This window comes from Rhizobium sp. LjRoot258, from assembly GCF_964254185.1.
Classification (GTDB): Bacteria; Pseudomonadota; Alphaproteobacteria; order Rhizobiales; family Rhizobiaceae; genus Rhizobium.
On sequence record NZ_CAXUST020000001.1, the window covers coordinates 954,261 to 980,639 of the forward strand.

Annotated in this window: 27 protein-coding genes; 12 read left to right on the forward strand and 15 right to left on the reverse strand. The window is 60.1% G+C overall.

What is annotated here, in order from left to right; genetic code table 11:
* The first annotated feature begins 280 nt into the window (after positions 1–280).
* Positions 281–703: a nucleoside-diphosphate kinase gene (ndk, locus tag ACSQ9D_RS04680; protein WP_436281346.1), complete on the forward strand. Its 423-nt coding sequence runs from the start codon at positions 281–283 to the stop codon at positions 701–703.
* 69 nt (positions 704–772) lie between these two features.
* Here ndk and ACSQ9D_RS04685 read toward each other — a convergent pair whose 3' ends face one another.
* Together ACSQ9D_RS04685 and ACSQ9D_RS04690 are read right to left on the reverse strand one after the other, a co-directional pair.
* Complete coding sequence (locus tag ACSQ9D_RS04685; protein ID WP_436281347.1) at positions 773–1,276, reverse strand: hypothetical protein; 504 nt, start codon at positions 1,274–1,276, stop codon at positions 773–775.
* Complete coding sequence (locus ACSQ9D_RS04690) at positions 1,273–1,824, reverse strand: CGNR zinc finger domain-containing protein (protein ID WP_436281348.1); 552 nt, start codon at positions 1,822–1,824, stop codon at positions 1,273–1,275. Before ACSQ9D_RS04690 ends, ACSQ9D_RS04685 begins: the two co-directional genes overlap by 4 nt.
* A gap of 63 nt (positions 1,825–1,887) precedes the next feature.
* On the opposite strand from ACSQ9D_RS04690, the gene ACSQ9D_RS04695 reads away from it, so the two are divergent.
* Positions 1,888–2,784 carry a branched-chain amino acid ABC transporter permease gene (locus ACSQ9D_RS04695; protein WP_436281349.1) on the forward strand — a complete coding sequence of 299 codons (897 nt, stop codon included), beginning with the start codon at positions 1,888–1,890 and terminating at the stop codon, positions 2,782–2,784.
* Here the strand turns inward: ACSQ9D_RS04695 and ACSQ9D_RS04700 are convergent, their stop codons facing one another.
* From ACSQ9D_RS04700 to ACSQ9D_RS04720, 5 genes are all read right to left on the reverse strand, one after another.
* Positions 2,785–3,252, reverse strand: coding sequence for a molybdenum cofactor biosynthesis protein MoaE (locus tag ACSQ9D_RS04700; protein WP_436281350.1), 468 nt, complete (start codon positions 3,250–3,252; stop codon positions 2,785–2,787).
* A gap of 1 nt (position 3,253) precedes the next feature.
* Complete coding sequence (moaD, locus tag ACSQ9D_RS04705) at positions 3,254–3,508, reverse strand: molybdopterin converting factor subunit 1 (protein ID WP_037116984.1); 255 nt, start codon at positions 3,506–3,508, stop codon at positions 3,254–3,256.
* Positions 3,505–4,095, reverse strand: a complete 591-nt coding sequence (pgsA, locus tag ACSQ9D_RS04710; RefSeq protein WP_007800987.1) for a CDP-diacylglycerol--glycerol-3-phosphate 3-phosphatidyltransferase — start codon at positions 4,093–4,095, stop codon at positions 3,505–3,507. Before pgsA ends, moaD begins: the two co-directional genes overlap by 4 nt.
* Positions 4,096–4,205: 110 nt before the next feature.
* On the reverse strand, positions 4,206–6,245 hold the full coding sequence (gene uvrC, locus ACSQ9D_RS04715; RefSeq protein WP_436281351.1) for an excinuclease ABC subunit UvrC: 2,040 nt from the start codon (positions 6,243–6,245) through the stop codon (positions 4,206–4,208).
* Complete coding sequence (locus tag ACSQ9D_RS04720; RefSeq protein ID WP_436283765.1) at positions 6,242–7,009, reverse strand: SDR family oxidoreductase; 768 nt, start codon at positions 7,007–7,009, stop codon at positions 6,242–6,244. Before ACSQ9D_RS04720 ends, uvrC begins: the two co-directional genes overlap by 4 nt.
* 362 nt (positions 7,010–7,371) lie before the next feature.
* Between ACSQ9D_RS04720 and ACSQ9D_RS04725 the strand changes: the two genes are divergently transcribed.
* Positions 7,372–8,007 carry an outer membrane protein gene (locus tag ACSQ9D_RS04725; RefSeq protein WP_024316500.1) on the forward strand — a complete coding sequence of 212 codons (636 nt, stop codon included), beginning with the start codon at positions 7,372–7,374 and terminating at the stop codon, positions 8,005–8,007.
* A 62-nt stretch (positions 8,008–8,069) separates the two neighbouring features.
* Here ACSQ9D_RS04725 and ACSQ9D_RS04730 read toward each other — a convergent pair whose 3' ends face one another.
* Positions 8,070–8,912 carry an oxidoreductase gene (locus ACSQ9D_RS04730; RefSeq protein WP_436281352.1) on the reverse strand — a complete coding sequence of 281 codons (843 nt, stop codon included), beginning with the start codon at positions 8,910–8,912 and terminating at the stop codon, positions 8,070–8,072.
* 113 nt (positions 8,913–9,025) lie between these two features.
* Here ACSQ9D_RS04730 and ACSQ9D_RS04735 point away from each other — a divergent pair, with 113 nt between their 5' ends.
* A complete protein-coding gene (locus ACSQ9D_RS04735) occupies positions 9,026–9,931 on the forward strand; it encodes a LysR family transcriptional regulator (protein WP_436281353.1) in 906 nt (301 codons plus the stop codon).
* Here the strand turns inward: ACSQ9D_RS04735 and ACSQ9D_RS04740 are convergent.
* Together ACSQ9D_RS04740 and ACSQ9D_RS04745 are read right to left on the reverse strand one after the other, a co-directional pair.
* The gene (locus ACSQ9D_RS04740; protein WP_037116978.1) at positions 9,922–10,518 is read right to left on the reverse strand and encodes a glutathione S-transferase; all 597 of its coding nucleotides are present in this window, start codon (positions 10,516–10,518) and stop codon (positions 9,922–9,924) included. The two genes, ACSQ9D_RS04735 and ACSQ9D_RS04740, sit on opposite strands and share 10 nt — an antisense overlap.
* A gap of 58 nt (positions 10,519–10,576) precedes the next feature.
* Positions 10,577–11,446, reverse strand: a complete 870-nt coding sequence (locus ACSQ9D_RS04745; RefSeq protein WP_436281354.1) for a 23S rRNA (adenine(2030)-N(6))-methyltransferase RlmJ — start codon at positions 11,444–11,446, stop codon at positions 10,577–10,579.
* An 83-nt stretch (positions 11,447–11,529) separates the two neighbouring features.
* Between ACSQ9D_RS04745 and ACSQ9D_RS04750 the strand changes: the two genes are divergently transcribed.
* Together ACSQ9D_RS04750 and ACSQ9D_RS04755 are read left to right on the forward strand one after the other, a co-directional pair.
* On the forward strand, positions 11,530–13,668 hold the full coding sequence (locus ACSQ9D_RS04750; RefSeq protein ID WP_436281355.1) for a molybdopterin-containing oxidoreductase family protein: 2,139 nt from the start codon (positions 11,530–11,532) through the stop codon (positions 13,666–13,668).
* Entirely contained in the window at positions 13,665–14,258 is a 594-nt protein-coding gene (locus tag ACSQ9D_RS04755; RefSeq protein ID WP_436281356.1) for an NUDIX domain-containing protein, read from the forward strand. Before ACSQ9D_RS04750 ends, ACSQ9D_RS04755 begins: the two co-directional genes overlap by 4 nt.
* On the opposite strand, the gene ACSQ9D_RS04760 is transcribed toward ACSQ9D_RS04755, so the two are convergent.
* Both ACSQ9D_RS04760 and ACSQ9D_RS04765 read right to left on the reverse strand, forming a co-directional pair.
* Positions 14,255–14,659: a type II toxin-antitoxin system VapC family toxin gene (locus ACSQ9D_RS04760; RefSeq protein ID WP_436281357.1), complete on the reverse strand. Its 405-nt coding sequence runs from the start codon at positions 14,657–14,659 to the stop codon at positions 14,255–14,257. The genes ACSQ9D_RS04755 and ACSQ9D_RS04760 overlap by 4 nt on opposite strands.
* A complete protein-coding gene (locus tag ACSQ9D_RS04765; protein ID WP_436281358.1) occupies positions 14,659–14,898 on the reverse strand; it encodes a type II toxin-antitoxin system Phd/YefM family antitoxin in 240 nt (79 codons plus the stop codon). Before ACSQ9D_RS04765 ends, ACSQ9D_RS04760 begins: the two co-directional genes overlap by 1 nt.
* 144 nt (positions 14,899–15,042) lie before the next feature.
* Between ACSQ9D_RS04765 and ACSQ9D_RS04770 the strand changes: the two genes are divergently transcribed.
* On the forward strand, positions 15,043–16,206 hold the full coding sequence (locus ACSQ9D_RS04770) for an alpha-D-ribose 1-methylphosphonate 5-triphosphate diphosphatase (RefSeq protein WP_436281359.1): 1,164 nt from the start codon (positions 15,043–15,045) through the stop codon (positions 16,204–16,206).
* 3 nt (positions 16,207–16,209) lie between these two features.
* On the opposite strand, the gene purN is transcribed toward ACSQ9D_RS04770, so the two are convergent.
* Together purN and purM are read right to left on the reverse strand one after the other, a co-directional pair.
* Positions 16,210–16,884 (reverse strand): phosphoribosylglycinamide formyltransferase, encoded by a 675-nt coding sequence (purN, locus tag ACSQ9D_RS04775; RefSeq protein WP_436281360.1) that lies wholly within the window; start codon positions 16,882–16,884, stop codon positions 16,210–16,212.
* Positions 16,881–17,954 carry a phosphoribosylformylglycinamidine cyclo-ligase gene (purM, locus tag ACSQ9D_RS04780; protein WP_436281361.1) on the reverse strand — a complete coding sequence of 358 codons (1,074 nt, stop codon included), beginning with the start codon at positions 17,952–17,954 and terminating at the stop codon, positions 16,881–16,883. Before purM ends, purN begins: the two co-directional genes overlap by 4 nt.
* 245 nt (positions 17,955–18,199) lie before the next feature.
* On the opposite strand from purM, the gene ACSQ9D_RS04785 reads away from it, so the two are divergent.
* The 5 genes from ACSQ9D_RS04785 (at position 18,200) to ACSQ9D_RS04805 (ending at position 24,894) form a co-directional block, all read left to right on the forward strand.
* Positions 18,200–19,321 (forward strand): AI-2E family transporter, encoded by a 1,122-nt coding sequence (locus ACSQ9D_RS04785; protein ID WP_436281362.1) that lies wholly within the window; start codon positions 18,200–18,202, stop codon positions 19,319–19,321.
* Positions 19,318–20,031 carry a DnaA regulatory inactivator HdaA gene (hdaA, locus tag ACSQ9D_RS04790; protein WP_436281363.1) on the forward strand — a complete coding sequence of 238 codons (714 nt, stop codon included), beginning with the start codon at positions 19,318–19,320 and terminating at the stop codon, positions 20,029–20,031. The genes ACSQ9D_RS04785 and hdaA overlap by 4 nt, the downstream gene beginning before the upstream one ends.
* 64 nt (positions 20,032–20,095) lie before the next feature.
* Positions 20,096–22,300 (forward strand): RNA degradosome polyphosphate kinase, encoded by a 2,205-nt coding sequence (locus tag ACSQ9D_RS04795; protein ID WP_436281364.1) that lies wholly within the window; start codon positions 20,096–20,098, stop codon positions 22,298–22,300.
* Positions 22,301–22,312: 12 nt separating this feature from the next.
* A complete protein-coding gene (gene ppx, locus ACSQ9D_RS04800) occupies positions 22,313–23,836 on the forward strand; it encodes an exopolyphosphatase (RefSeq protein ID WP_436281365.1) in 1,524 nt (507 codons plus the stop codon).
* A 74-nt stretch (positions 23,837–23,910) separates the two neighbouring features.
* Positions 23,911–24,894, forward strand: a complete 984-nt coding sequence (locus ACSQ9D_RS04805; protein ID WP_436281366.1) for a DMT family transporter — start codon at positions 23,911–23,913, stop codon at positions 24,892–24,894.
* A 109-nt stretch (positions 24,895–25,003) separates the two neighbouring features.
* Here ACSQ9D_RS04805 and ACSQ9D_RS04810 read toward each other — a convergent pair whose 3' ends face one another.
* A complete protein-coding gene (locus ACSQ9D_RS04810; protein ID WP_436281367.1) occupies positions 25,004–26,362 on the reverse strand; it encodes an esterase-like activity of phytase family protein in 1,359 nt (452 codons plus the stop codon).
* Between the last annotated feature and the right edge of the window lie 17 nt (positions 26,363–26,379).

The following is a 26,379-nucleotide window of genomic DNA, read 5'->3' on the forward strand; positions in this document are numbered from 1 at the left end:
TGTAGTTGAAGTCGCGGCGCAAAACGGTGAAATGCAGTTAATGCATAGTATCCATTGCGCATTTACTGTCGCGAAAAAACAGCTGAACTTGATCGAGACGAATGCGATTCCGTCCGGTGGGAAGGTCGTCGTCTGGACAGCGGACCTGCGCGCATCTGCTCTGCGGCGACAGGCAATCGTTTCGTGACAGCGGCGTGAAATTGCTGATGCCCACTTGTTTTCGGGCTATCAGGCGGGTAAACACCGCCCACTTTTCCCACGGAATAAAGGATTTTGACCAATGGCGATTGAACGCACTTTCTCGATGATCAAGCCGGACGCAACGAAGCGCAACCTGACGGGCGCTATCACCAAGATTCTCGAAGACGCCGGCCTGCGCGTCATCGCTTCCAAGCGCGTCTGGATGAGCAAGCGCGAAGCCGAAGGCTTCTACGCCGTTCACAAGGATCGCCCGTTCTTCGGTGAACTCGTTGAAACCATGACCTCCGGCCCGACCATCGTCCAGGTTCTGGAAGGCGAAAACGCGATCCTCAAGAACCGCGAAGTCATGGGTGCGACCAACCCGGCCAACGCTGACGAAGGCACGATCCGCAAGACCCACGCCCTGTCGATCGGCGAAAACTCGGTTCACGGCTCGGACGCCCCGGAAACCGCTGCTCAGGAAATCAAGTACTGGTTCTCCGACACCGAAATCGTCGGCTGAGACAGGCTCTCAGCGAATCCGCTGAAGGTGTTGAATTGACTCTGAAAGCCGGGGCTCTGCTCCGGCTTTTTACGTTGAAGGGCAGGTCGCGGCGGAATCGTAGTCCACAGTGCCGTCCGGTTTGAAGACCTCGGGATTCTTCGTATAGAGCGGACCAACGACCAGCGGCTTGCCGGGCATGACAGACTGGTCAAGGCTCGAAATCACCTCGGTCTTCAGGCTTTGCAATGTCTCTCCCTTGGCATCGACAAGACGAACGCTCACGGCGTAAGGCTTGTCCTTCTTGACGCAATGAATTGCAGGGCTTTGAAGCGTGATCTTGTCCCAGAACGGGTAGATCTTTTCATTCGTCACTAACACGTCGCCGCCCGCAGGGTTCTCGAATTCCGCGATGGCGACAGTGCCTTCCGGTATAGGGGCCTTCTTGTTGAGCGTCACGACATAGGTCGCGATCGCGATCCGGTAGTTGAAAACGAAGACGCGTCCGCTGACCTCGACAAACTTGTCGGTCTCTCGCTGGCATCCGGTCAGCACTGCGCTTGCAAGCAGCAAGGCCATCGATAGCGCTTTCATGGCGCTTCCTCCTCTTTCCTCCGGCGATAATGCCGGTTCGCCTTGGCGCGATTGCCGCACACCGCCATGTCGCACCAGGCGCGACTTCTGTTCTTGCTGCGGTCGATGAAGAGCCAGCCGCAATTGCGGCAGACCTTCATACGTTCGGGGTCAGGCATCGCGATGAGCCGTAACACGGAATGCGCGGTTGCTACGTCGAGTCCGTTTGCTCCATTGGCACCATGCAGCGTGCGGGCCAGCGCCCCCAGAAGGTCAGCGAGCAGCTGATCGTCATTATCGCCTGAAACGCGAGCCCGGAAATACCTGTCCGTCGCTTCGCGCAACTCCAGGAAGTTCCTTTTGTTATCTGGGGCCGGACCAACCATGTCACCGAAGATCGCCCGCTCCGCGCAGAACTCCGCTGCAGCCTGCGGAAAGGTTTCCAGTTGGGCGGGTGCTTCGAAGCGGTCGATCCGTCGCGTCTCGTCATGCCTCAGGACGACGCTGTTGGCGACATCCAGTGCCAATGCGCCTCCGGAAAAGCGGTGTGGGGTCCAGGAGAAGCTCATGATCAAAATATAACTGGTAAAATACGTTTTGCTAGTTATGATTTCTGCAATTGGGAGTTCTTTATGGCCTATCTGCTGCAGCAATTGGCGAACGCGGTCCCTGTGGCCGCACTCTACGCTACGCTTGCGTTCGGCTACGCCATCGCCTTTGGGGTCACCAAGCGCGCCGATATCACCTATGGGGCGATCTTCGCCTTCTCGGGTCAGATTTTGCTGCTCTTCACCGATCTAGGCTACAACAAGCTCTGGCTGATCCTGCCGGCCGCGCTGGCGCTGGGGGCTCTGTTCTCGGTTGTCTATTCGATGATCGCGGCAATCTGGATCGGGCGCTCCATCATGCTGCCGCTGGTGCGCCAGTCGTCGAATACTGTGATCGTGGCGGCACTCGGCATCACCATCGTCCTCATGGAAACGGCCAGGCTTGCATCCGACACGAAAAGCCTGTGGCTTTCGCCTTTCCTGAACAGCGCCGTCGTGTTTTGGAGCGACGGGGCGTTCAAGGTGACGCTCACGGAGATCCAACTCATCAATACCGGATTGATGTGTGCCATGATCGCCCTCGGCGTTGTCATCATGAGGGGCACGTCCTGGGGGCGTCTGTGGCGCGCGGTTACCGACGATCCCCTGGCAGCAGAACTCTGCGGCACCAGCGCTGATCGCGTGTTCCTCATCGCCTACGCGTCGGCGGGCTTGATCGCCACGGCATGTGGCATCCTCGCCACCTTCTACTATGGCACGATGGATTTCGGCGCCGGCCTGATGTTCGGCCTCAAGGTTTTGATGGTCGCAGCTGTCGGCGGATATTCGGACCCGTTGAAGTCGGCCGCCGGCGCCGCCGGTCTCGGTGTCGCGGAGACGATGTGGAGCGCCTACGGCCCCTATCTCTGGCGCGACTTCGTGGTCTTCTCGCTGCTTGTGCTTCTTCTCGTTCTCAGCAGGAGGGAGCGGGCCATACCCTGACTATTTCCACTTGTCGCGTGCAGCGTCATCCGCGTCGTTGGCCGCAACCCATTCGCCCGTGGAGCCATCCTTGCCGTGCTCCTTCTTCCAGAAAGGAGCGGCTGTCTTCAGATAGTCCATCACGAAATTCGCGCCGTCGAATGCAGCCTGCCTGTGCGGCGCCGCGGCGACGACAAGCACGATATTCCCGCGCGCGGCGATCTTGCCGTAGCGGTGGATGGCTGTCAGGCCGAGGAGCCCGAAGCGTTCGATGGCAAGGTTTGCGATCCGGCTCATTTCCGCTTCGGCCATGCCCGGGTAGTGTTCGAGTTCAAGTGCTGCAAGCCTACCGCCTTCGTCGCGGCACAAGCCTGAGAAGGTGACAATCGCGCCAACGCCGCCGGTGCCCGTATTAAGCCGATCGACTTCCACCTGCAGGTCAAAGTCCTCGCGCTGGACGCGGATATGGGGCTCGACCTTGCAGCTCACGTCAGCCTCCGGTCATCGGCGGGAAAATGCCGATCTCCCTGGCATTGCCGATCGGCTCGTCGTGCTCGACATGCTCCTGGTCGATCGCAACGCGAATGACGTCGGGAAACTGAAGCGCGGTCTCATATTCTTCGCCCATCGTCTTCAGATGATTCAGAAGATCGGCAACGCTGACGACGGAAGCGGGCAGGGCGATGTCTTCTTCGGCCTTGCCGATCCGTTCGCGCACCCAGGCGAAATAGACGAGCTTTGTCATTCTTCGTCATCCACGATGTGTTTCAGGCCGGCGCGGAAATAGTCGTAGCCAGTGTAGATCGTCAGAATCGCCGCGATCCAGAGAAGGCCGATGCCGGTCTTCGTCGTATAGGGGAATATTTCGTCGCCAGCGGGGCCGGCCAGCAGAAATGCGATCGCGACGAGTTGCACCGTCGTCTTCCACTTGGCAATCCGGGTCACGGGCACGCTGACCTTGAGGGCCGCCAGGTATTCGCGCAGTCCGGAAACCAGGATCTCTCGGCAAAGAATGGTGATCGCCGCCCAGATGGACCAGCCGGCGATCGTCTGGTCCGCGGCGACCAGCAGCAGAATGGACGCGACCAGCAGCTTGTCGGCGATCGGGTCAAGCATCCGGCCGATGTTCGACGTCTGATTCCAGATGCGGGCGAGATAGCCGTCGAGAAAGTCGGTGATCGACGCGATGACGAAGATCCAAAGCGCCACCCATCGCGCCGTATTGCTGATCGCCAGCTTTCCTTCGAGGAAGAAGCACAGCACGATCAGCGGCACTGCCAGAATGCGGCCGTAGGTCAGCAGGTTCGGTATATTATATGCGCGCGATGCCATGAAACATATCTCTGAAGTGATGTGCCCGTAGATGACGGCTTTGACCGCAAAGCGTCAACATTCTTTCTGTTTTTTCGCTGCCTTTGCGTAGAATTTGCGACCGTCTCCACCTATTTCGCGGCGTCGTCGTGAAAATGGTTGTAAACCTGCTTGGCGACGGTCTCCGAAATACCCTCGACGGCCATCAGGTCGGAAAGGGCGGCGCGGGAGACAGCCTTGGCGGTTCCGAAATGCTGCAGCAGGGCGCGCTTGCGCGACGGCCCGATCCCGCCGATCTCGTCGAGCGGATTCTTGACCATCTCCTTCTTGCGCCGGGCGCGATGCGAGCCGATGGCGAAGCGGTGCGCTTCGTCGCGCATGCGCTGAATGAAATAGAGGACGGGGTCGCGTGGCGGCAAGGTGAAGCTCTCGCGTCCCGGCGGGAAGAAACGCTCGCGCCCGGCGTCTCGGTCGACGCCCTTGGCCACGCCGATGGCGATCACGCTGTCGGTAATCCCCAATTCCTCGAGGATGGCGCGCACGGCCGTCATCTGTCCCTGTCCGCCGTCGATCAGGATCACATCAGGCCAAGCGGGGAAGGGCATATCGGCTGCATCCGCCGGCGATGCCGGCTGGCTGCGGTCAGGAATTCCCTCTTCCTTGAGCAGCCGGGAAAAGCGGCGCGTCATCACCTCGCGCATCATGCCGAAGTCGTCGCCCGGCGTGATGTCGGTCGATTTGATGTTGAACTTTCGGTACTGGTTCTTCACGAAGCCTTCCGGCCCCGCCACGACCATGCCGCCGACGGCATTGGTGCCCATGATGTGGGAGTTGTCGTAGATCTCGACGCGCTGGGGCACATAGGGAAGCCGGAACGTCTCCTTGAAACCCTCGAGTAGGCGTGACTGCGAGGCCGTTTCAGCGAGCTTCCGGCCGTGCGCCTCGCGTGCGTTGGCGATCACGTGCTCGACCAGATCACGCTTCTCTCCGCGCTGTGGCACGAGGATGGACACCTTGTGTCCGGCTTTTTCGCCGAGTGCGGCCGCAAGCAGTTCGATCTCTTCTATCGTCTCCGAAAGCAGGATCTGTTTCGGCACCGGCTTGTCGTCGTAGAACTGGGCCAGGAAGGCGTTCAGCACCTCGGCAGCCGACAGCTGCGGGTCGGCCTTCGGGAAATATGCGCGGTTACCCCAGTTCTGTCCGGTGCGGAAGAAGAACACCTGGATGCAGGAGATGCCGCCTTCATGATGGATCGCGAAGACATCGGCCTCTTCTACGCCCGCCGGATTGATGCCCTGGTGGCTGGAAACATGCGAGAGCGAGGCCAAACGGTCGCGGTAGACGGCGGCGCGTTCGAAGTCGAGATCTTCCGCCGCGAGGTTCATCGCCTCCGCCATATGTTCCTTGACCTTCTGGCTCTTGCCGGAAAGGAAATCCTTGGCCTCCTGAACGAGCTCGGCGTATCCCTCGTCGCTGACCTCTCGCGTGCACGGGCCGGAACATCGCTTGATCTGATAGAGAAGACAGGGGCGGGTGCGTGTTTCGAAGACGCTGTCGGTACAGGTCCGAATGAGGAAGGCGCGCTGCAGCGAGTTGATCGTACGTCCGACGGCGCCGGCTGACGCAAAGGGACCGAAATAGTCGCCCTTGCGGGCGCGGGCGCCACGGTGTTTGAAGATCGCCGGGGCGCGATGATCACCCGTGATCAGGATGTAGGGAAACGACTTGTCGTCGCGCAGCAGCACATTAAAGCGTGGCCGCAAACGTTTGATCAGATTCGCTTCCAAGAGCAGCGCTTCGGTCTCGGTGCGCGTCGTCACGAACTCCATGTTCGCCGTCAGTCGCACCATCTGGGCGATGCGGTTCGAGTGTACGCGGCCGAGCGCGTAGTTGCTGACGCGCTTCTTGAGACTGCGGGCCTTGCCGACGTAGAGAACGTCGCCGGCCTCGTTGAACATGCGGTAGACGCCCGGGCTGTTCGGCAGCCGTTTGACGAATTCGGCAATCAGTTCGGCACCGACGAGGCCGGTTTCGTTGACCCCGCCTTCATTCCAATCGATCGCAGCCGAAATCGGCGCAGCGGAGGCCTCACTCTCCACGTCGATATCGTCGTCGCTTTCGTCCGTTTCGTCGTAAAGAACGCCGCCGTCGGGCAGCTTTCTTGAATTCATTCCATAATCTCCGCCACATCGGGCGTCTGCCAGGCAAGATGCTGGCCGCCGTCGAGGGCAATCATTTGACCGGTGATCGAGGGCGTTTCGTAGAGGAAGCGAATCGTTTTGCCGAATTCCTCCAGCTTCGGCCCTCGCTTGAGGATAAGCGCTGAAACCTGCGCTTGGAAGTCCTCTTGCGACTGCCGCTCGCTCGGCATCGAGGGACCGGGGCCGATGGCGTTGACGCGGATGCGCGGCGCGAGCGCCTGCGCCATGGTCTGTGTCGCCGTCCACAAGGCCGATTTTGATAATGTATAGGAATAGAAGCTCGGTCGTAGCGCCCAGACGCGCTGGTCGATGATGTTGACGACCAGCCCATCCGTCTCTTCGGGAAGTTGCGCCGCAAATTTCGCCGACAGAATCGAGGGCGCTCGGACATGGACGGCGAAATGCTCATCCCAGGCCTTGGCATCGATATGGCGGACGGAATCTTCGTGGAAAACGGAGGCGTTATTGACGAGCAGATCGATCGGTCCAAGCGTCTCTGAGACCTTCCTTATCAGATCGCTTGTCTCGTCAATTTTCTCGAGGTCAGCTTGCACGCCGACCGCCCGTAGACCGCTTCGCCGCAGTTCCGCCGCGAAATTCTCGGCCGCCTCAATCGAACGACTGGCGTGGATCGCGATCGAAAAGCCATTCGCGGCCAGATCCTCGACTATCGCCCTGCCTATTCTTTTGGCCGCCCCGGTCACGAGTGCCGTCCGAAGTCTTTTCTCGTTCAAAATCATGCCTTTTCGCCGCAAAACTCTGTTCGCTGCTTATATAGGCTGCAGCGAAGGGCAGATAAATAGGCGTTTTGATTGCGATGCGGTGAGAATTATTGTATGTATTATTTAAGAATAGGATTTCATAAAATAAGTATTCATGATTTAACCATTCATTATGGTTAACAAATATTCTGTTGCGGCAAAGCAACATCGAATTTCAGCCATTCAGGCGCCATAATCAAATCACAATTTGGCTCTTTCAAATCCTCAATTGGGCATCAATTTCCCTTCCGAACCGCAAGGGACATTTGTAATAGCCCGCGAATGCTTCGCTGTAAGACAGTTGACGAAGGACGCGGGTCTGAAAGGAGACGAGTATGCGTACATTTATTGCTAGCCTGTTGGTTTCGACCGTTGCCCTTGGCGGGTTTTCCGCCGCTTATGCAGCTGATGCAGTTGACCAGATTCCGGAAGCTCCGGTTGCACAGAATGAACCGGTAACGCCGGCAGGCAACTGGCAGGGCTTCTACCTCGGTGGCGCCGGCACCTACAACCTCGGCGGCTTCGGCGACAAGTATAACGCTCGTGCTCTCGGCGGTCAGATCTATTCCGGTTACAACTGGCAGGCTGGCCAGATCGTTTACGGTGCCGAAGCCGACATCGGCTATTCCGGTGCTGACGGCGCTGCTGGCGGCGGCGAGGGCAAGAACGAAGTCAACGGCTCGATTCGAGGCCGTATCGGCTACGATCTGAACCCGTTCCTGCTGTATGGTACAGCGGGTCTTGCTGCCACCAAGAACAAGTTCAGCAACGCCGCCGGCTCTGACACTGACACGTCGCTCGGTTACACCGTTGGCGCGGGTGCTGAAACCTTCGTGACCAACAACATCACGGCGCGTGTCGAGTATCGTTACACCAACTACGCTGACAGCGACTTCAACGTCGGCGGCGCGAACATTTCGCGCGGTTACGACGAACACAGCGTCAAGGTCGGTATCGGCGTCAAGTTCTAAGCCGAACATCGAATACGAAAAGCCGGGCTCGAGCCCGGCTTTTTTGCTTGTCAGATGAACCCTCAAGCGTCCTGCTTTGGGAAGTCAGTCGAAACTGCAAGCTCACGCCATGCGGCGAGTTCCTTCGCGACATGTTCGTTCTTCGCTTCGATCACCGCCACGGTATCGCTGCCGAACGGCATGCGCAGCGGCGGGTTTTGCGAATGCGCCAGTGTGACCATTGCCTTCGCAAGGCGAGCAGGGTCGCCGGGCTGCTGGTGGTTATGGCCGGCAGCGAATTCGCGCATCGCGCCGACAGGCGTTTCCCGGTAATCAGCGATCGAACTCGGGCTGACGGCGAGAGAGCTCTCGTCCAGGAAGTCGGTGCGGAAGAAGCCGGGCTCGACGATCGTCACCTTGATGCCCAGCGGGGCCACTTCGGCAGCCAGCGCCTCAGACAGGCCCTCGACTGCGAACTTGGTCGAGCAATAGACCCCCCAGCCGGCATGGGACTCGTAGCCGCCGATGGACGAGATGTTGAGCACGTGCCCGGAGCGCTGGCCACGCATGTGCGGCAGTACCGCGCGGGTAACCTTCAAGAGGCCAAACACGTTCGTGGCGTAGAGCTTCTCGATCTCTTGCGTGGTCGCTTCTTCCACGGCACCAAGTAGGCCGAAGCCGGCATTGTTGAGCAGCACGTCGATCCGGCCGAAGCGCTTGACGGCCGCTTCCGCTGCCTTGTGCGCAGAGGCTTCATCGGTCACATCCAATGATACGGCGAGCAGATTGCGATGATTGCTGAACTTCTCCTCAAGGCCCCTCGGGTTGCGCGCCGTCGCGACGACGGCGTCGCCGGCATCGAGGGCCTCTTGGGCGATGAGGGCGCCGAAACCACGCGATGCCCCTGTGATGAACCAAACACGCATGACCATCTCCTTTGTCCGTTGCGCTGCGATTTGCTTACGGAGTGAAGGTAGCGTATTGGCATAGGTGAGAGAATTTACGCTGTGTTTCATGACTTACTGAGAAAAATTCATCAATGAAGCGTGTGCGTTCCACCGATCTGGCGATCTTCCTCGCGATCGCAAATCACCGAAGCTTCCGGAAGGCATCCGTCGAACTGGGCGTCACAGCCTCCGCCCTCAGCCATGCATTAAGGGCGATCGAAGAGCGGCTGGAGGTTCGCCTGGTCAACCGGACGACCCGCGGGGTGGCCTTGACCGAGGCCGGCGAGCGGCTGTTCGACCGCATCCGCCCGGCATTCCTCGACATCGACGCGGCACTTGAAGACCTCAACAGCTTTCGCGGCCAACCGTATGGCAAGCTGCGTATCAATGCGGCGCGAGCTTCCACCAAGCTTGTTCTGTTGCCCATCGTTTCCCGCTTCCTGAGGGCCTATCCCTCCGTCGAGGTCGAGATCGTCATCGACGACGCGCTCGTCGACATGGTGTCATCGGGCTTCGACGCCGGTGTACGGTTTGGTGAAAGCGTCGCCGCCGATATGATCGCCGTGCCGATCGGTCCGCGCCATCGTTTCGCGGTGGTTGCTGCGCCAAGCTATTTCGCGAACAGGGGCAAGCCGGTGACGCCGCATGACCTGCGCGATCACGAATGCATACGCTACCGCTTTGCCGGAGGCGCGTTCTATCGATGGGAGTTCGACCGCGGCGGGATCGAACTGGAGATCGAGGTTGCAGGCCCTCTGACGTTAGGCGATCAGGACATCATCCTAGATGCCGTGCTGCACGGTTGCGGTCTCGGATATCTTTTCGAGGAGCAGGTCCAAAGGGCGGTGGCCGATGGCAGGCTGATACGCGTGCTGGAAGACTGGTGCCCCTTCTATCCGGGCTTCTTCCTCTATTATCCGAGCCGCCGGCAGTTGCCGACGGCGCTGCGCGCCTTCGTGGATTTCGTGAAGGTCGACAGAGCCCCGCCTCAGGTCTGAGGCTTCAACTCGTTGTAGGCGGCAAATTTCTTTTCGAATTCGCGGCGCCAGCCGATGAGTTCTGAATGGTCGGTTTCCCACTGTCCCTTGAAGCGCAGGTCGAGGTAACCGAGCGTCGCTGCGAGCGCGAAGTGGCCGCCGTGTAGCCGCCTGCCGATGTTCGGCAGGTGCACGCTGAGATGGTTCAGGCCGCTGACTGCCTTCTTCCACTGGCGGTCGATCCAGGGTTGGTGCACCTTTTCTTCGTCACGGAAGCGTCGCTCGTAGACGATTGCCAGGAGGCAATCGCAAATGCCGTCGCATAGCGCCTCGAGGATTTCCGCCTCCGTCCGTTTGCCGTTCTTGGAGGGGTAGAGCTTCTTGCCTTTCAGCCGGTCGAAATAGTGCATGATGGCGACGCTGTCGAAGATCGACAGCCCGTCGTCGGTCAGCAGCGTCGGGATTTTGCCGAGCGGATTGTTATCGACCAGGATTGCCGGACCGGTGTTGGTATCCACCCGAATTTCAATGGCATCGAGTTCCAGGTAGCGCGCGGCCATGCGTACCTTGCTGGAATAAGGAGACGTCGGTGCGCAAAGGATCTTCATGGTCGCTTTTCCATATGGTGATGTTTCTGCGCGACTATTTCGCGCCGGCAAGAGTCGGTCAACCGTCCTTTGCCGCCTTGTTTTCGCCGCGTAGCCAGAACGCGCGATGCGAGGCGTATCGGTCCTGTGCGAGGTGCTCCTTGAGCGCAGGAAGCAACACGTGCAGTTCGTCCTTCAGTGTAAACGGCGGATTGACGACGATCAGTCCGGAGCCGGTCAGCCCTGTGATGCCGCGATCGCTGCGCACGCTGAGTTCGGCACAAAGCATCTTCGAAATATCGAGGGCCTGTAGTGCCTCATGGAATTCCTTGATCGGCGCGCCCTTCTTCAGCGGATACCAAAGGCAATAGGTGCCGCCGGGGAAACGGCGGTAGGCCTTCGCCAAACCATCCACCAGCCGTTCGTATTCGCCATCCTCCTCGAAAGGCGGATCGACGAGAACGATGCCGCGCTTTTCCTTCGGCGGCAGATGCGCGCCGAGCGACAGCCAGCCGTCAAGCTCGGTGATGCGCGCATGATGATCGCCCTCAAAGAGCCGATGCAGCCGCGCGAAATCCTCGGGATGCAGTTCCATGGCGGAAAGCCTGTCCTGCGGGCGAAACAGCATGCGCGAAAGCTTCGGAGAGCCAGGATAGAAGCGGATGCCGTCCTCCGGGTTCAACTTGCGGACGGCGGAAAGGTAAGGCTCCAGCAGCTCCGCGACCTGCGGAGCGAGGTCCGCCTCCAGGAGCTTGCCGATGCCATCGCGCCATTCGCCGGTCTTTTGGGCTTCCTCGGAGGACAAATCGTAAAGCCCGATACCCGCATGGGTATCGAGCACGCGAAAGGCCGCGTCCTTTTTCTGAAGGTAGCGGATCAGCCGCGCCAGAACGGCGTGTTTGAGCACATCGGCAAAATTGCCCGCGTGGTAGATGTGGCGGTAGTTCATTTTCGCTGATGCCCGTGATGAATTCGCCTGATCGGCGTCATTTGTGGCTTTTGGCCGGTTGCCGGTTCGAATATAGAAAACCTATGAATATTGCGACCCCCATTCACACCAAATCCGCCAAGTCGACCGTAAGGCTCGGTCACACCGCCTGTCCGCACGACTGTCCCTCCACCTGCGCGCTGGAGGTGGAAATCAGCGAGGACGGTCGCATCGGTCGTGTGCGCGGCGCAAATGACCATAGCTACACCTCAGGCGTCATCTGCGCGAAGGTTGCACGCTATGCCGAGCGGCTCTATCACCCCGACCGGCTGATGCACCCACTGCGCCGAACGGGCGCCAAGGGGGCAGGGCAGTGGCAGCAGATCTCCTGGGACGATGCGCTGGACGAAATCGCCGAAGCGTTCGTCAAAGCCGAAGCCAGGGACGGCAGCGAGGCGATCTGGCCCTATTACTACGCCGGCACGATGGGCTGGGTGCAGCGCGACTCGATCGATCGCCTGCGTCACGCCAAGCGCTACTCCGGTTTCTTCTCGTCGATCTGCACCAATCCGGCCTGGACCGGCTTCACCATGGCGGCTGGGACACTGCGCGGACCTGATCCCCGCGAGATGGGCCGCACCGATTGCGTCGTGATCTGGGGCACAAACGCAGTGTCCACGCAGGTCAACGTGATGACCCACGCCATCAAGTCCCGCAAGGAGCGCGGTGCCAAGATCGTTGCCATCGATATCTATGACAATCCGACGATGAAGCAGGCCGACATGGCGCTGATCCTCAAGCCGGGCACGGACGCGGCACTTGCCTGTGCGGCAATGCATGTCGCCTTCCGCGACGGCTACGCAGATCGCGACTACATGGCCAAATATGCCGACGATCCAAGCGGCCTGGAAACGCATCTGAAAACCAAGACGCCGGAATGGGCTGCCGCCATCACTGGTCTGTCCGTCGATGAGATCGAGGCCTTCGCACGGCTTTTAGGCACGACGAAGAAGACCTATTTCCGTCTTGGCTACGGCTTTACCCGCCAGCGCAACGGTGCGGTCGCTATGCACGCAGCCGCCTCCATCGCCACCGTCCTGGGCTCCTGGCAATATGAGGGCGGCGGGGCCTTCCATTCGAACAGCGATATCTTCCGCATGAACAATGCGGAGTTGACTGGCAAGTCGATGAAGGATGCCGATATCCGCATGATCGACCAGTCGCAGATCGGCCGTGCGCTGACGGGCGATGCGGTGGCGCTGCGCCATCGCGGACCCGTGACAGCCATGCTGATCCAGAACACCAATCCTGTGAACATCGCCCCCGAGCAGCGGCTGGTGAAGACCGGCTTTGCCCGCGACGATCTCTTCGTCGCTGTGCACGAGCAGTTCATGACGGAAACGGCCGAGATGGCCGATATCGTCATCCCGGCGACGATGTTCGTCGAGCATGACGACATCTATCGCGCCGGCGGCCAGAACCACATCCTCCTCGGTCCCAAGTTGGTCGAGCCGCCGCCGAGCGTGCGAACGAACCTGTTCGTGATCGAGGAGTTGGCAAAGCGTCTCGGCGTCGGCGACCGCCCGGGCTTTGGTTTCACCGCACGCGAAATGGTCGATCGGGTTCTCGAAGCCAGCAACCTGCCAGGCTACGATCATTTCCTCGAGCACAAATGGTTCGACCGCCAGCCAGCTTTCGAGGACGCGCACTTCCTCAACGGATTCGCACATCCGGATGGTAAGTTCCATTTCCGACCCGACTGGGTCAACGGTCCCGCACCGAACAAGCCCCCGGCTGCCGTTGGTGCTCTCGGCCCGTACGAGCAACTGCCGCCATTCCCGGATCAGGTGGACGTCATCGAAGTGGCGGATGCCGAGCATCCGTTCCGCCTGGCGACGTCGCCGGCGCGCAACTTCCTGAATTCGAGCTTCTCCGAGACAAAGACTTCGCGCCAGAAGGAAGGACGACCGGAGCTGATGATGAATCCGGCTGATGCTGCCGCGGGCGCCATCGAGCATGGCGACCTTGTGCGGATCGGTAACAGCCGCGGCGACCTGCGCATCCACGTGCGCATCACCGACGAGGTTAAGCCGGGGGTACTGATCGCCGAAGGCCTCTGGCCGAATAAGGCGCATGTCGACGGCGAAGGCATCAACGTGCTGACTGGAGCCGATCCTGTCGCGCCATATGGCGGTGCGGCGGTTCACGACAACAAGGTCTGGCTCCGCAGGGATGCCGCATGACGAAGTTCCAAAAGGCAAAAGTCGAGATCGCCGACGAAAAGACGCTGTCGAACGGTTGGACACGCCTCAGCGGCTACCAGATCGACTACACGGATTCCGACGGCGAGACACATCGGCTGAAGCGCGAGGTCTACCATCGCACGCCGGCAGCGACGATCCTGCTCTACGATCCCAAGCGGGACACCGTCGTCCTGGTCCGGCAGTTCCGGCTGCCGGTCTACCTTCACGATGAGCCGGCGTGGATCATCGAGACGCCGGCGGGGCTGCTCGATGGCGACGAGCCGGAGACTGCGATTCGCCGGGAAGCCATGGAAGAGACCGGCTTCCGGGTCCGCGACGTGCGCTTCCTCTTCAAAGCTTACAGCGCGCCGGGCTCGAGCATGGAACTGCTGCATTTTTTCGCCGCATCGATCGATACGACCGATCGGGTATCGAACGGCGGTGGGCTTGCCGAGGAGCATGAGGATATCGAAGTTCTGGAAGTGCCGCTCGGCAAGGCGATGGCGATGGTCGAGCAGGGCGAGATCGTCGACGCAAAGACGATCATACTGCTGCAGTGGGCGATACTGAATCGCGAGTTGTTGCGCTAAAGCGAAATCGGCTGCAAATGTTCCGCGGCGGCAGCAAGCTTTAGCTTCGCGTCGATTGTTGCGAGCGGTACAGCCTGTTTCAAAGCAAGAGCAAGATAGGCTGCATCATAGCCTGACAATTGATGCTTTCTCGCGAGCCTAATGATTGTTTGGTGATCATCGTCGAACATTGTTCGCAGGGGCAAACTTTCCAGGCGCACAAGACAGACCAGAATGTCCTCGCTGCCGATCCGGCGTTTGCGCTCTGCTACCAATAGAATATTGCGCATTTCATGCCAAAAGAGGCCCGGCACAACGGCGTCATCAATCTCCAGGAGAGACAGCGCCGCTTCCGCCTCGACATTTTCCTCGTCCGGTAGCAGCCATGCAGAAGCGATGGACGCGTCTACGACAAATGGCATCAGCCCCGCCCTTCGAGGCGCCATCGCTGAATTTCCGCCGCGCTCGCCTTGGCGCGCTCGGCGCGCTCGATACGAAGTAGGCGGATAGCCTGGGCGCGCTCATTGCGGTCATCGATCTTGCTCAGCCGGGCAACAGGAACATTGCCGCGCGAAATCTCAATCTCCTGGCCGGCCTCGACTTGGGTTAGGAGTTCTGACAGGCGCGTTTTCGCCTCTGCAACTTTAACTTTGATCGGCATTTTCTGGTCCCTTAGACGTCGCGAGGTTAGTCCTAGGTGTGAAGTTGGTCAACCACATGACCAACTTGTCTTTGCGTTCACACCGATGTCATGAATCAGCGCTATGCGCTCCGCCTGTCATAGTTACCCTCCCGGAGACGACCCATGTGGCTCAGCAACTTTACTCTTGTCCTTCCAGATGAGATCGTCAGCCACGGCTCGGTGCGCGTCGAGGACGGTGTGATTGCCGAAGTTCGGCCGGAGCTGGTCGCCAACGCCGCTATCGATGGTGGCGGACGTCTGTTGATGCCGGGCTTTGTCGATCTTCACGGCGACATGGTGGAGCGTGAGATTGCGCCGCGCCCGAATGCGCCGATGCCGATCGATTTCAGCATTCATGAACTGGACAAGAAGCTTGCTGCAGCAGGCGTCACGACGGCCTTTGCGGCGGTCTCCTTCGCGACAGAGAGCGTTTATGGGCATGTCCGCTCGCTCGAGACCACCTCGGCCGTCATCGAGGGCATCAATCGGCTCAAAGACAACCTGCTGATCGATCACCGTGTTCATGCGCGCTACGAGATCACCAATCCCGGCGCCGCGCCGACGCTGGAGAAGTTGCTTAATGCCAGTCATGTCGACATGGTTTCGCTGACCGACCACACGCCGGGGCAGGGGCAGTACAACAACATCGAAAGCTACATCCTGAGCATTGCCGAACGCCGCGCCATTTCCGAGGCGATGGCCGCCGAGATGGTCACGAAGCGCATCGAGATGCGCAGCAATCCGGACATCGAGATCAAGCTGAAGCAAGTCGTCGATCTTGCCTTGAGACACAAGCTGTCGCTCGCCTCCCACGATGACGACAGCGCCGAGAAGGTCGCGCAGATGCACGATCTCGGCGTCACGATCAGCGAATTTCCGGTGACGCTTCGCGCGGCTGAAGAGGCGCGTCGTCGTGGTCTATGGACGCTGATGGGTGCTCCGAATGCCCTGCGCGGACAATCTATGTCCGGCAATCTCAGCGCACTCGACGCCGCAGCCGCCGGCCTGCTGACGGTTATCGCCGCCGATTACCATCCCGCCGCCTTCGTGCCTGGCATCTTCAAGATCGCCGATCGCACGAGCCTGCCCTATGCCGTCGCGATGGCGACGCGCAATGCGGCACGTTCGGCCGGTCTGCTGGATCGTGGCGAGATTGCCGTCGGCCAGCAGGCGGATCTCGTGGTTGTCGAGGCTGGTGACGTGCACCGCATCCGCGCCACATTCCGCAAGGGCCGTTTCGTCTACAGCGATGGCACGCTGCACCAACTGCGGGCGCTTGCTGCCTGAGGCTCAGGCACCCTCGCCAATGAGCGAGATAACGCTGCTGCGTTCCGCCGGCGCTGCGCCAGCGTCGGTGCTGACGGCCTTGCCGCCTTCCATCTTCACCTTGCGCTCGGCCAAGAGCCGCAGCGCTTGCGGGTAGAGCTGGTGCTCGACGGTGAGCACGCGCGCTGCCAGGCTTTCGGCACTATCGCCTGAAAGGATCGGCACGGCGGCCTGGCCGATAACCGGTCCCTCGTCCATGCCTTCGGTGACGAAGTGCACGGTGCAGCCGGCGATCCGCATACCGGCATCGATTGCCCGCTGATGGGTATGCAGGCCGGGGAAGAGCGGAAGCAGCGACGGGTGGATGTTGATCATCCGGCCCTCGTAACGCTGGATGAACACGCCGCTCAGCAGCCGCATGTATCCGGCAAGGCAGAGGATGTCGGGAGACAGCCGATCGAGCGCGGCAAAGATCGCCTCCTCGTGCGCTTCCTTGCTGGCGTAGTCCTTGCGAACGAAGGCGAATGACGGGATGCCCTCGGCTGCCGCCTTGGCAAGCCCGCCGGCATCGGCCTTGTCGGAGATGACGCCGACGATTTCTGCCGGATAGTCGGCAGCCTTGGCAGCGGCGACGAGCGCCATCATGTTGGAACCGCCGCCGGAGATGAAGACGACGGCGCGTTTGCGCGGCGTCGTCATATGGCGAGCGTACCCTGGTAGAGCGTCCCGGCCGCACCCTCGGCACGGGTGATCATGCGGCCCAGCTTCACGACCGTCTCGCCTTCGGCTTTTAGGGCGGCGATAACGGTTGCGACATTCTCAGCCGAAACGACTGCGATCATGCCGATCCCGCAGTTGAAGGTGCGCAGCATTTCGTTGGCTTCGACGCCGCCTGTCTTGGCGAGCCAGGAGAAGACCGGCGGAACCTTGACGGCCGCCAGATCGATCTCGGCTGCGAGGTGCTTCGGCAAAACACGCGGGATATTCTCCGGGAAGCCGCCGCCGGTGATGTGCGCCAGTGCCTTGATGGCTTTCGTTTCGCGGATCGCCTTCAGGAGTGGCTTCACATAGATGCGCGTCGGCGTCAGCAGCGCTTCGCCGAGGCTCTTGTCGTCTGCGAACGGAGCCGGCGCATCCCAGGCGAGGCCCGAAATCCCGACGATCTTGCGCACAAGCGAAAAACCGTTGGAGTGAACGCCCGAGGAAGCGAGGCCGAGGATCACGTCGCCTTCGGCAATGTCGCCGGAGGGCAGCAGCTGGCCGCGCTCGGCTGCACCGACGGCAAAGCCTGCAAGATCGTAGTCGCCGGAAGAATACATGCCCGGCATCTCAGCGGTCTCGCCGCCGATCAGCGCGCAGCCCGCGTCGCGGCAGCCAGCAGCAATGCCTTCGACGATCGCCGCGCCCTGGTCGGGGTCAAGCTTGCCGGTGGCAAAATAATCAAGGAAGAACAGCGGCTCGGCGCCCTGGACGACCAGATCGTTGACGCACATGGCGACGAGGTCGATGCCGACGGTATCGTGATAATCGGCGTCGATCGCGATCTTCAGCTTGGTGCCAACGCCGTCATTGGCGGCAACGAGAACCGGATCCGTGAAACCTGCTGCCTTGAGGTCGAACAGGCCGCCGAAGCCGCCGATCTCGCCGTCTGCGCCCGGGCGGCGCGTCGAACGCACGGCAGGCTTGATCTTCTCCACCAGAAGGTTTCCGGCATCGATGTCGACGCCTGCGTCGCTATAGGTCAGGCCGTTTTTTCCAGACTGGCTCATGCTGCTCTCCGATGGCTGTCTTCGGGCGGGAAATGTCGCCGCCTCAATATGCGGGTCGCAATTGCATGACAGGGGCGTTTATGCAAGGGATTGCATGGAGAAAGCCCCAATTTCCCGCTCTTTTGACTGAGGTCATCTGGATTCTGAGCGGTGGGGTTGACCATTCTCTCACCCACATCCTATGTGCTCGAAGGTTGCATCGAGATGATGCGAAAAATCGAGACGGTCGATCAGCGGGGAATGTGATGCCACAGCAGGTTAGCGGGGCAGGTCTGAAGCGCCAAGTTATCTTCTGGCTGGCCGTACTCGCCTTCTTTATCGCCTTCCTTTTTGTCTTCAGCTCGATCCTGCTGCCATTCCTCGCGGGGATGGCGCTGGCCTATTTCCTCGATCCCGTTGCTGACAGATTGGAGCGCCTCGGTCTTAGCCGCTTGATGGCGACGATCGTCATCTTGATCGCCTTCGTCGTCGTCATTGTGCTGGCTTTGATGATCCTGATACCGGTCTTGGCGAGCCAGTTCAGCGACTTTGCCGGTCGCCTGCCGGGCTACATCGATCAGTTGCAGACATTCATTACAAAGTCGCAGAATTCCCTCATGCCGGACTGGGTGAGGAACCAACTCGGCACGATCAAGAACAACTTCTCTGAAATCCTCTCACAAGGATTCGGGCTACTGACAGGGCTTTTCGGTCAGGTCTGGAGCTCCGGCCTTGCCGTCGTCAACGTGATCTCGCTGATGATCGTCACGCCCGTTGTGGCGTTCTACATGCTGCTTGATTGGGACCGCATGATCGCCAAGGTCGATCAGTACATTCCGCGCGACTACGTGGCCAATGTCCACCAGATCATGCGGGAAATCGATCAGGCCATTGCCGGCTTCATCCGGGGGCAGGGTTCGCTCTGCCTCATCTTGGGCATCTGGTATGCCGTTGGCCTGTCGCTGGTCGGCTTGAACTTCGGTCTGCTGATCGGTCTGTTCGCGGGTATGATCAGCTTCATTCCCTACGTGGGCTCGTTGGTGGGTCTGGTCTTTGCCATCGGCGTTGCCATCGTCCAGTTCTGGCCCGATTACATCTGGGTCGGCGCGGTGCTCGCCGTCTTCTTCAGCGGTCAGTTCATGGAGGGCAACATCCTTCAGCCGAAGCTCGTGGGACACAGCGTCGGGCTGCATCCTGTTTGGTTGATGTTTGCGCTCTTTGCCTTCGGCGCGCTGTTCGGCTTTGTCGGTCTGCTGGTTGCTGTGCCGGCGGCTGCCGCGGTCGGCGTGCTTGTCCGTTTTGCGCTTTCACGCTACCTTGAGAGCGATCTCTATGCCGGCGGGTCAAAGAATGGCCAGGTCGGCAAGACAAAAGCTGGCCCCAAATGACTGATGTGAAAAACGCTGGTCCAAGGCGCAACGCCGTCGAACAGCTTCCCTTGGCATTTTCGCATGATGCTGCAACGGGGCGCGACGACCTGTTGATCTCCGCACGGCTCGCAGCGGCCGTGTCGATCGTCGATGCCTGGCCGCATTGGCCTTCGCGCGTCGTCATCCTCGCCGGGCCTGTCGGCTCTGGAAAATCGCATCTGGCGAACATCTGGAAAGATCATAGCGGCGCCGTCGATATCCATCCGAAGGCGGGCGCCAACGCGGCGGTCGATGCCGCCAATGGTCCGGTGCTGTTTGAGGATGTCGACCGGCTTGGCTTCGACGACAACGAACTTTTCCATGTGATCAACAGCGTGCGGGAAAACGGTCACAGTCTTTTGATGACAAGCCGCCTATGGCCGATGTCCTGGCCGGTAGAACTGCCGGATCTGCGCTCGCGCCTGAAGGCGGCGACGGTCGTCGAGATCGGCGAGCCGGACGAGGAACTGCTGTCACAGGTCATTGTGAAGCTGTTTGCAGACCGCCAGCTTTATATTGATGACAAACTGGTGCTCTATATCGTTAATCGGATGGAACGGTCGCTGAATGCGGCCCAGACGATCGTGGACAGGCTGGACCGGCTTGCGCTCTCTCGGGGCACGAAGATTACCCGAACTCTTGCCGCTGAAGTGTTGAATGAATTGGGTAATTCGGAACCGTCAGGTTAACTGTCACAGTTCCGTCGTGAAACTGATATAATTCGCTTGGCGAATGAAACGGGACAATTTGACCATGGATAGCGCAGTCACGGAGCATCACGAACCTACTCCGGAAACCAATGAGACTGTGCCATCGCTGGAGGAACTGCTCGCCAGCCCCGAGCGCTTCATCAACCGCGAGTTCTCATGGTTGCAGTTCAATCGCCGTGTTCTAGAGGAAACGCTGAACACCGAGCATCCGCTGCTTGAGCGAGTCCGTTTCCTGTCGATCTCTGCGGCAAACCTCGACGAATTCTTCATGGTGCGCGTTGCCGGGCTTGAGGGGCAGGTGCGCCAGAACATCGTCGTGCGCACGCCCGACGGCAAGACGCCTGCCGAGCAACTCGACGCCATCCTTCAGGAGATCGACAATCTGCAGATGGAGCAGCAGGCATCGCTTGCCGTTCTCCAGCAGTATCTCGCCAAGGAAGATATCCTGATCGTCCGCCCCGGGGCACTCAGCGAATCCGATCGCGCGTGGCTGGCGACGGAATTCGAGCAGGCGATCTTTCCAGTGTTGACGCCGCTGTCGATCGACCCGGCGCACCCGTTCCCCTTCATCCCGAACCTCGGCTTCTCGATCGGCCTGCAGCTCATCAGCAAGAACGGCCGCGACCCGATGACGGCGCTGCTGCGCCTGCCGCCGGCGCTCGACCGCTTCGTGCGCCTGCCGGACGATCGCAACACGATCCGCTACATCACGCTTGAGGACGTTACCAACGTCTTCATTCACCGGCTTTATCCCGGCTACGAGGTGCAGGGTTCAGGTACGTTCCGGATCATCCGCGACAGCGATATCGAAGTCGAGGAAGAAGCCGAAGACCTCGTGCGCTTTTTCGAAACCGCTCTGAAGCGTCGCCGCCGCGGATCGGTGATCCGCATCGAGACCGATTCCGAGATGCCGGCGTCGTTGCGCCAGTTCGTCGTTCAGGCCCTCAGCGTTCCGGAGAATCGAGTCGCGGTCCTGCCAGGCCTGCTGGCGTTGAACACGCTGTCCGAGATCACCAAGGCGCCGCGGGAAGATCTTCGATTTCCGTCCTACAATGCGCGATTTCCCGAACGTGTCCGAGAGCACGCCGGCGACTGCTTCGCTGCCATCCGCGAAAAGGACATGGTGGTTCACCATCCCTACGAATCTTTCGACGTGGTGGTCCAGTTTCTGCTCCAGGCTGCACGCGATCCTGACGTCCTGGCGATAAAACAGACCCTCTACCGCACGTCGAACGACAGCCCGATCGTCCGTGCACTGATCGACGCGGCCGAATCCGGCAAGTCCGTTACGGCCCTGGTGGAGCTGAAAGCCCGCTTTGACGAAGAGGCCAATATCCGCTGGGCGCGCGACCTGGAGCGCGCTGGCGTACAGGTCGTCTTCGGCTTCATCGAGTTGAAAACACACGCCAAGATGTCGCTGGTCGTCCGCCGCGAAGAGGGTAAGCTCCGCAGCTACTGCCATCTCGGCACCGGCAACTATCATCCGGTCACCGCGAAGATCTATACCGACCTGTCGTTCTTCACCTGCAATCCGGTGATCGCGCACGACATGGCGAATATCTTCAACTTCATCACTGGCTATGGCGAGCCGGAAGAGAGCATGAAACTGGCGGTTTCTCCCTACACGCTGCGCTCGCGCATCGTTCGCCACATCGAGGAAGAAATCAAGCACGCCAAGAACGGCGCGCCGGCGGCGATCTGGATGAAGATGAATTCGCTCGTCGACCCCGAGATCATCGACGCGCTTTACACGGCAAGCCGCGCCGGCGTCGAGATTGATCTTGTCATTCGAGGCATCTGCTGCCTGCGCCCACAAGTGCCCGGCCTGTCTGAAAATATCCGGGTGAAGTCGATCGTCGGACGCTTCCTGGAGCACAGCCGCATCTTCTGCTTCGGCAATGGTCACGGGCTGCCATCCGACAAGGCGCTGGTTTATATCGGCTCGGCGGACATGATGCCGCGCAACCTCGATCGCCGTGTCGAAACGCTCGTCCCACTGACCAATCCGACGGTTCACGAGCAGGTTCTCTCACAGATTATGCTCGGCAATATCATTGACAATCAGCAAAGCTACGAGATATTGCCCGACGGTACGTCCAGGCGCATGGAAGTGCGCAAGGGCGAAGAGCCGTTCAATGCGCAGCAGTATTTCATGACCAACCCCAGCCTGTCCGGCCGTGGCGAAGCCTTGAAATCCAGTGCGCCCAAGCTGATCGCCGGCCTGCTTTCCGGCCGAAACAACAAGTAATATTGGACCTGCATGGTTGAATCAGAAGCCCAGGGGCGCCTTCCAGGGATAGCCCCGGTCTCCGTGGTCGATATCGGGTCGAACTCGATCCGTGTGGTCATCTATGAAGGCATGTCCCGCTCGCCGACGATCCTTTTCAACGAAAAGGTGCTCTGTGGTCTCGGCCGAGGAATTGCACTGACGGGCAAGATGGATGAGGCGAGCGTCGGGCGGGCGCTCGCTGCCTTGCATCGGTTCAAGGCATTATCCGATCAGGCGCGCGCTGCCACCATGTTCGTGCTGGCGACCGCGGCCGCCCGCGAAGCATCGAACGGACCGGATTTTATCCACAAGGCGGAAACAATTCTTCAGCGTAAGGTCCGCGTTCTTTCCGGTGAGGAAGAGGCGAAGTTCTCCGCCCTTGGCATTGTCAGCGGCTTCTATGAGCCGGACGGTATTGCTGGTGACCTGGGCGGCGGTTCACTCGAACTGATTGACATCAAGGGCAAGGAAATCGGCAAGGGGGTCACCTTGCCGCTCGGTGGCCTTCGCCTGTCGGAATATGCCGGCGGCTCACTGGAGAAGGCACGAACCTTTGCTCGCAAGCATGTGAGAACAAGTTCCAAACTGCTGGCGAGGGGAGATGGGCGCACCTTCTATGCCGTCGGGGGCACTTGGCGAAATATTGCCAAACTGCACATGGAGATGACGCAGTATCCGCTGCACATGATGCAGGGCTACGAGGTTTCGCTCGAGGCGATGATGCTATTCCTCGATCAGGTGGAGATTGCCAAGGACTCGAAGGATCCTGCGTGGATGGCGGTGTCGAAGCATCGCCGCGCGCTGCTTCCGTTCGGTGCGGTTGCCATGAAGGAAGTCCTGAGCGCGATGAAGCCCTCTGTTATCTCGTTCTCGGGGCAGGGTGTGCGCGAAGGCTATCTCTATTCATTGCTTTCCGAGAGCGAGCGCCGCAGCGATCCGCTGCTGGCCGCCGCTGGCGAACTCGCCATTTTGCGCGCGCGTTCGCCGGAACACGCCAGAGAGTTGGCGGAGTGGACAGGCCGCATGATGCCCTATTTCGGCATCACTGAGACGGAGGAGGAGGCGCGCTATCGCCAGGCGGCGTGCCTGCTTGCCGACATCAGCTGGCGCGCGCATCCCGATTACCGCGGCCTGCAGGCGCTGAACATCATTGCTCACTCGTCGTTTGTCGGCATCAGCCACCCAGGCCGCGCCTTCATTGCGCTGACGAACTACTACCGGTTCGAAGGGCCGTATGACGACGGTGCGACGGGTCCTCTCGCCACCATCGCCACGCCGCGATTTATCGAGCGCGCCAAGCTGCTCGGCGGCATGCTGCGTGTCGTCTATCTCTTTTCGGCATCCATGCCCGGCGTCGTGCGCAATCTCACCTTCCAGCGATCGTCCAAACCCGATCTCGACTTGGAATTCGTGGTTCCGGCGGAATATCACGACTTTGCCGGCGAGCGCCTAGAAGGCCGCTTGCAACAGCTTTCCAAGCTGACCAACAAGCGCTTGGCCTTCCGCTTCGAATAGCATTCGGTCCCTAACAAGCGGAGCGCTGCCGCCTTCATCTGTGCAGCTCACGGGAAGTGTGGCATAACAGAGCGATGGCGATACATGTCTTGGCGGTCCATCGCGACACAGTCGGGACGGAACAGGCGTCGGGCGATTCGCTTGCCGCTGCCTATTCCGTGGGGGTTCTCTGCTGGCTGCTGTCAGCCGGCGTCTATATTGCCGCGAAATGGGTCTCTTCCGAGATGCCGCCTTGGGCGCTCTGCTTCTGGCGAGTGCTGATCGCCTGGGCGATCCTGATGCCGATCGTGCGCCGGCATTTCGGCGATATGGTCGCCCTGGTGCGGGCCCGCCCCCTCGAACTGCTTGCCATCGGCGGCATGGGACTGGCGATTTGCCAGGGCATGATTTTTGTCGGTCTCGAGCATGCCGACGCCACCACCGCCGGCATCATCATCGCCCTGATCCCGATCATCACCATGATCCTTGCCCGTTTGGTTCTGGCTGAACCGATGGGAGGCTGGCAGGTAATCGGATCGATCTTGGCCTTTCTCGGGATCGTGGTCATCATCGTCAAGGGCAGCCCGGCCGCGCTGATGCGTCTCGACTTCAATCCCGGCGAACTGTGGATCGTCGCCGGCGCGTTCTGTTTCAGCGTCTATACCGTCCTGCTCCGCCGGGCGAAATTCGATGTGAATCGCCTTGCACTCCTGGTGCTGCTTCTCGGCGCGGCGGTGCTGACGGCGCTGCCCTTCTATCTCTTTGAGCTTCTCTCTGACGAACGCTCGACACTCAACAGCAGCGGGCTCATCGCGCTCGCCTACGTCGCGATCCCCGGCGGAGCGGTTATGTATTACCTCTTCAATCGGAGCATCGAGGCTCTGGGCGCGGCGCGGGCGGGCGTGCTCCTCTACATCCAGACGATCTTCATAGCTGTGCTCGCCTATCTGATCCTCGGCGAGCAGTTGCAACCCTATCACCTCGAAGGTGCGGCGCTGATCGTCGCCGGCCTGCTTCTCATCATCCTGCTGAAGCCGAAGGCCAAGGCGGAGGCGGCAACGGCCCAAGGGCAAGGGTGACCGAGGCCGATGGCCGTCGGTCGCACGCCACCAATCGGCTTCTGGCATTTGCTTATCCAGCAAAAGCCCCGCTCTTGCGAACGGGGCCTTCCTTTTGAAAAGTGCAGACTTACTTCGCGTTCAGGAGTTCGCTGACCTCAAGTAAGCTGAACTCGTTGTTGTCCGCCTTGTCGACAGCGCGACCTGCCGAGAAGGGCAGGTTGTTGTCGTTGCCGACGACGATGTGCGTGGCATCGACGCGGTCGACGTTCTCGATCGTTACGAACGGCATGTCGTAGATGCCGTCCTTGCTGCCGGCCTTCTTCTTGTTGTCGGGATCATGGATGTTCAGCAGGTCGATATAGCCGATCTTGCGAACTGATTTGCCGATGTTGGCGTCGTTGAACTCGATCTTGTAGATGCGCTTGAGTCCGGCCGGGGCCTCGAAGCAATCCGGCTTCGGCTGCTTTGGATCGGCGCAGGCCTTGTCCTTCGTGCCGGCGCCGTTGTCGCGTTCGATGACGAGTGCGGTAGTGTCGTCGAGCATGTTGAAGTCGCCGATCGAAACGCCCTTTTCCTCGAACGGATAGAACCAGGTGCGGCCCGTCCAGTTTTTGGACGCGGTGTCGAACTCGATGACGCGGATGGCGGTATGGCCGTCAACCGATTCCATCTTGCCGTCGTCCTGGTAGATTGCGCCTTCGAGAAGGCCGTAGAGCCTGCTGCCGTCCTTCGACATGGCAAGACCTTCGAAGCCACCCGAGCGCTTCAGGTTGAAGACCGGCACCTTAGCGGTCGGGTTTGCCTGGACGGAAAGAACCGGATTATCGGGGGACATGACCGGCTTGCCGTCGACTGTGGTCGAGATGACGTCGGTCAGGCGGCCTTCCGTATCGAACTTAAGGAGGTAGGGTCCGAATTCTTCGCCGATCCAGAAACCGTCTGCGACAGGCTGCACGGACTCGATGTCGAAATCCGCACCGGTGAGATAGCGCTTCTCGGCGCTTTCAAGCACGATCGGGAAGGGTGCCTTCTTTTCGGGGTCGGAAAGGAAAAGGTTCTTGACGACCTCAACCTTGCCGGTCTTCCAATCGAACGTCACCTGATGCAGGAAGAGCATCGCGTCGCTTGAGTTCGCCTTCGAGCCGAAGCCGTTGTCGGAGAGCGTCCAGAACGTGCCGTCAGGCATGGTCTTGATGCCGGAGAAGCCCTGGATCGGTTGACCGTCGAAGGGAAGCTTCAGATCGGTGACGCGAACCCCGTCCTTGCCGGGAACGCTGCCGAGCGCTTCGGTGCGCTTGCGGTCAGCGGTGGTGAATTTGCCGGAATGCTTGAGGAAGTTCGGCGCATCGTCCGGAGCCGCGACGAGCGTGTTGGCCGGCAGAACGGCTTGGCCTGCGAGCTTGGCTGGAAACTCCTGCTGGTCGGCTGCAGCCGGGCCGGCGATCAAAAGAACAAATGAAACGGAAGCAAGAAGAGTATTTTTCATCGAAACCCCCAAGGATT

Excerpts from the sequence above, each read along its gene's own strand:
- ndk (WP_436281346.1), top strand. The coding sequence starts at position 281 with ATGGCGATTGAACGCACTTTCTCGATGATCAAGCCGGACGCAACGAAG.
- ACSQ9D_RS04685 (WP_436281347.1), bottom strand. The coding sequence starts at position 1,276 with ATGAAAGCGCTATCGATGGCCTTGCTGCTTGCAAGCGCAGTGCTGACC.
- ACSQ9D_RS04690 (WP_436281348.1), bottom strand. The coding sequence starts at position 1,824 with ATGAGCTTCTCCTGGACCCCACACCGCTTTTCCGGAGGCGCATTGGCA.
- ACSQ9D_RS04695 (WP_436281349.1), top strand. The coding sequence starts at position 1,888 with ATGGCCTATCTGCTGCAGCAATTGGCGAACGCGGTCCCTGTGGCCGCA.
- moaD (WP_037116984.1), bottom strand. The coding sequence starts at position 3,508 with ATGACAAAGCTCGTCTATTTCGCCTGGGTGCGCGAACGGATCGGCAAG.
- pgsA (WP_007800987.1), bottom strand. The coding sequence starts at position 4,095 with ATGGCATCGCGCGCATATAATATACCGAACCTGCTGACCTACGGCCGC.
- uvrC (WP_436281351.1), bottom strand. The coding sequence starts at position 6,245 with ATGAATTCAAGAAAGCTGCCCGACGGCGGCGTTCTTTACGACGAAACG.
- ACSQ9D_RS04725 (WP_024316500.1), top strand. The coding sequence starts at position 7,372 with ATGCGTACATTTATTGCTAGCCTGTTGGTTTCGACCGTTGCCCTTGGC.
- ACSQ9D_RS04730 (WP_436281352.1), bottom strand. The coding sequence starts at position 8,912 with ATGCGTGTTTGGTTCATCACAGGGGCATCGCGTGGTTTCGGCGCCCTC.
- ACSQ9D_RS04735 (WP_436281353.1), top strand. The coding sequence starts at position 9,026 with ATGAAGCGTGTGCGTTCCACCGATCTGGCGATCTTCCTCGCGATCGCA.
- ACSQ9D_RS04740 (WP_037116978.1), bottom strand. The coding sequence starts at position 10,518 with ATGAAGATCCTTTGCGCACCGACGTCTCCTTATTCCAGCAAGGTACGC.
- ACSQ9D_RS04745 (WP_436281354.1), bottom strand. The coding sequence starts at position 11,446 with ATGAACTACCGCCACATCTACCACGCGGGCAATTTTGCCGATGTGCTC.
- ACSQ9D_RS04750 (WP_436281355.1), top strand. The coding sequence starts at position 11,530 with ATGAATATTGCGACCCCCATTCACACCAAATCCGCCAAGTCGACCGTA.
- ACSQ9D_RS04755 (WP_436281356.1), top strand. The coding sequence starts at position 13,665 with ATGACGAAGTTCCAAAAGGCAAAAGTCGAGATCGCCGACGAAAAGACG.
- ACSQ9D_RS04760 (WP_436281357.1), bottom strand. The coding sequence starts at position 14,659 with ATGCCATTTGTCGTAGACGCGTCCATCGCTTCTGCATGGCTGCTACCG.
- ACSQ9D_RS04765 (WP_436281358.1), bottom strand. The coding sequence starts at position 14,898 with ATGCCGATCAAAGTTAAAGTTGCAGAGGCGAAAACGCGCCTGTCAGAA.
- ACSQ9D_RS04770 (WP_436281359.1), top strand. The coding sequence starts at position 15,043 with ATGTGGCTCAGCAACTTTACTCTTGTCCTTCCAGATGAGATCGTCAGC.
- purN (WP_436281360.1), bottom strand. The coding sequence starts at position 16,884 with ATGACGACGCCGCGCAAACGCGCCGTCGTCTTCATCTCCGGCGGCGGT.
- purM (WP_436281361.1), bottom strand. The coding sequence starts at position 17,954 with ATGAGCCAGTCTGGAAAAAACGGCCTGACCTATAGCGACGCAGGCGTC.
- ACSQ9D_RS04785 (WP_436281362.1), top strand. The coding sequence starts at position 18,200 with ATGCCACAGCAGGTTAGCGGGGCAGGTCTGAAGCGCCAAGTTATCTTC.
- hdaA (WP_436281363.1), top strand. The coding sequence starts at position 19,318 with ATGACTGATGTGAAAAACGCTGGTCCAAGGCGCAACGCCGTCGAACAG.
- ACSQ9D_RS04795 (WP_436281364.1), top strand. The coding sequence starts at position 20,096 with ATGGATAGCGCAGTCACGGAGCATCACGAACCTACTCCGGAAACCAAT.
- ppx (WP_436281365.1), top strand. The coding sequence starts at position 22,313 with ATGGTTGAATCAGAAGCCCAGGGGCGCCTTCCAGGGATAGCCCCGGTC.
- ACSQ9D_RS04805 (WP_436281366.1), top strand. The coding sequence starts at position 23,911 with ATGGCGATACATGTCTTGGCGGTCCATCGCGACACAGTCGGGACGGAA.
- ACSQ9D_RS04810 (WP_436281367.1), bottom strand. The coding sequence starts at position 26,362 with ATGAAAAATACTCTTCTTGCTTCCGTTTCATTTGTTCTTTTGATCGCC.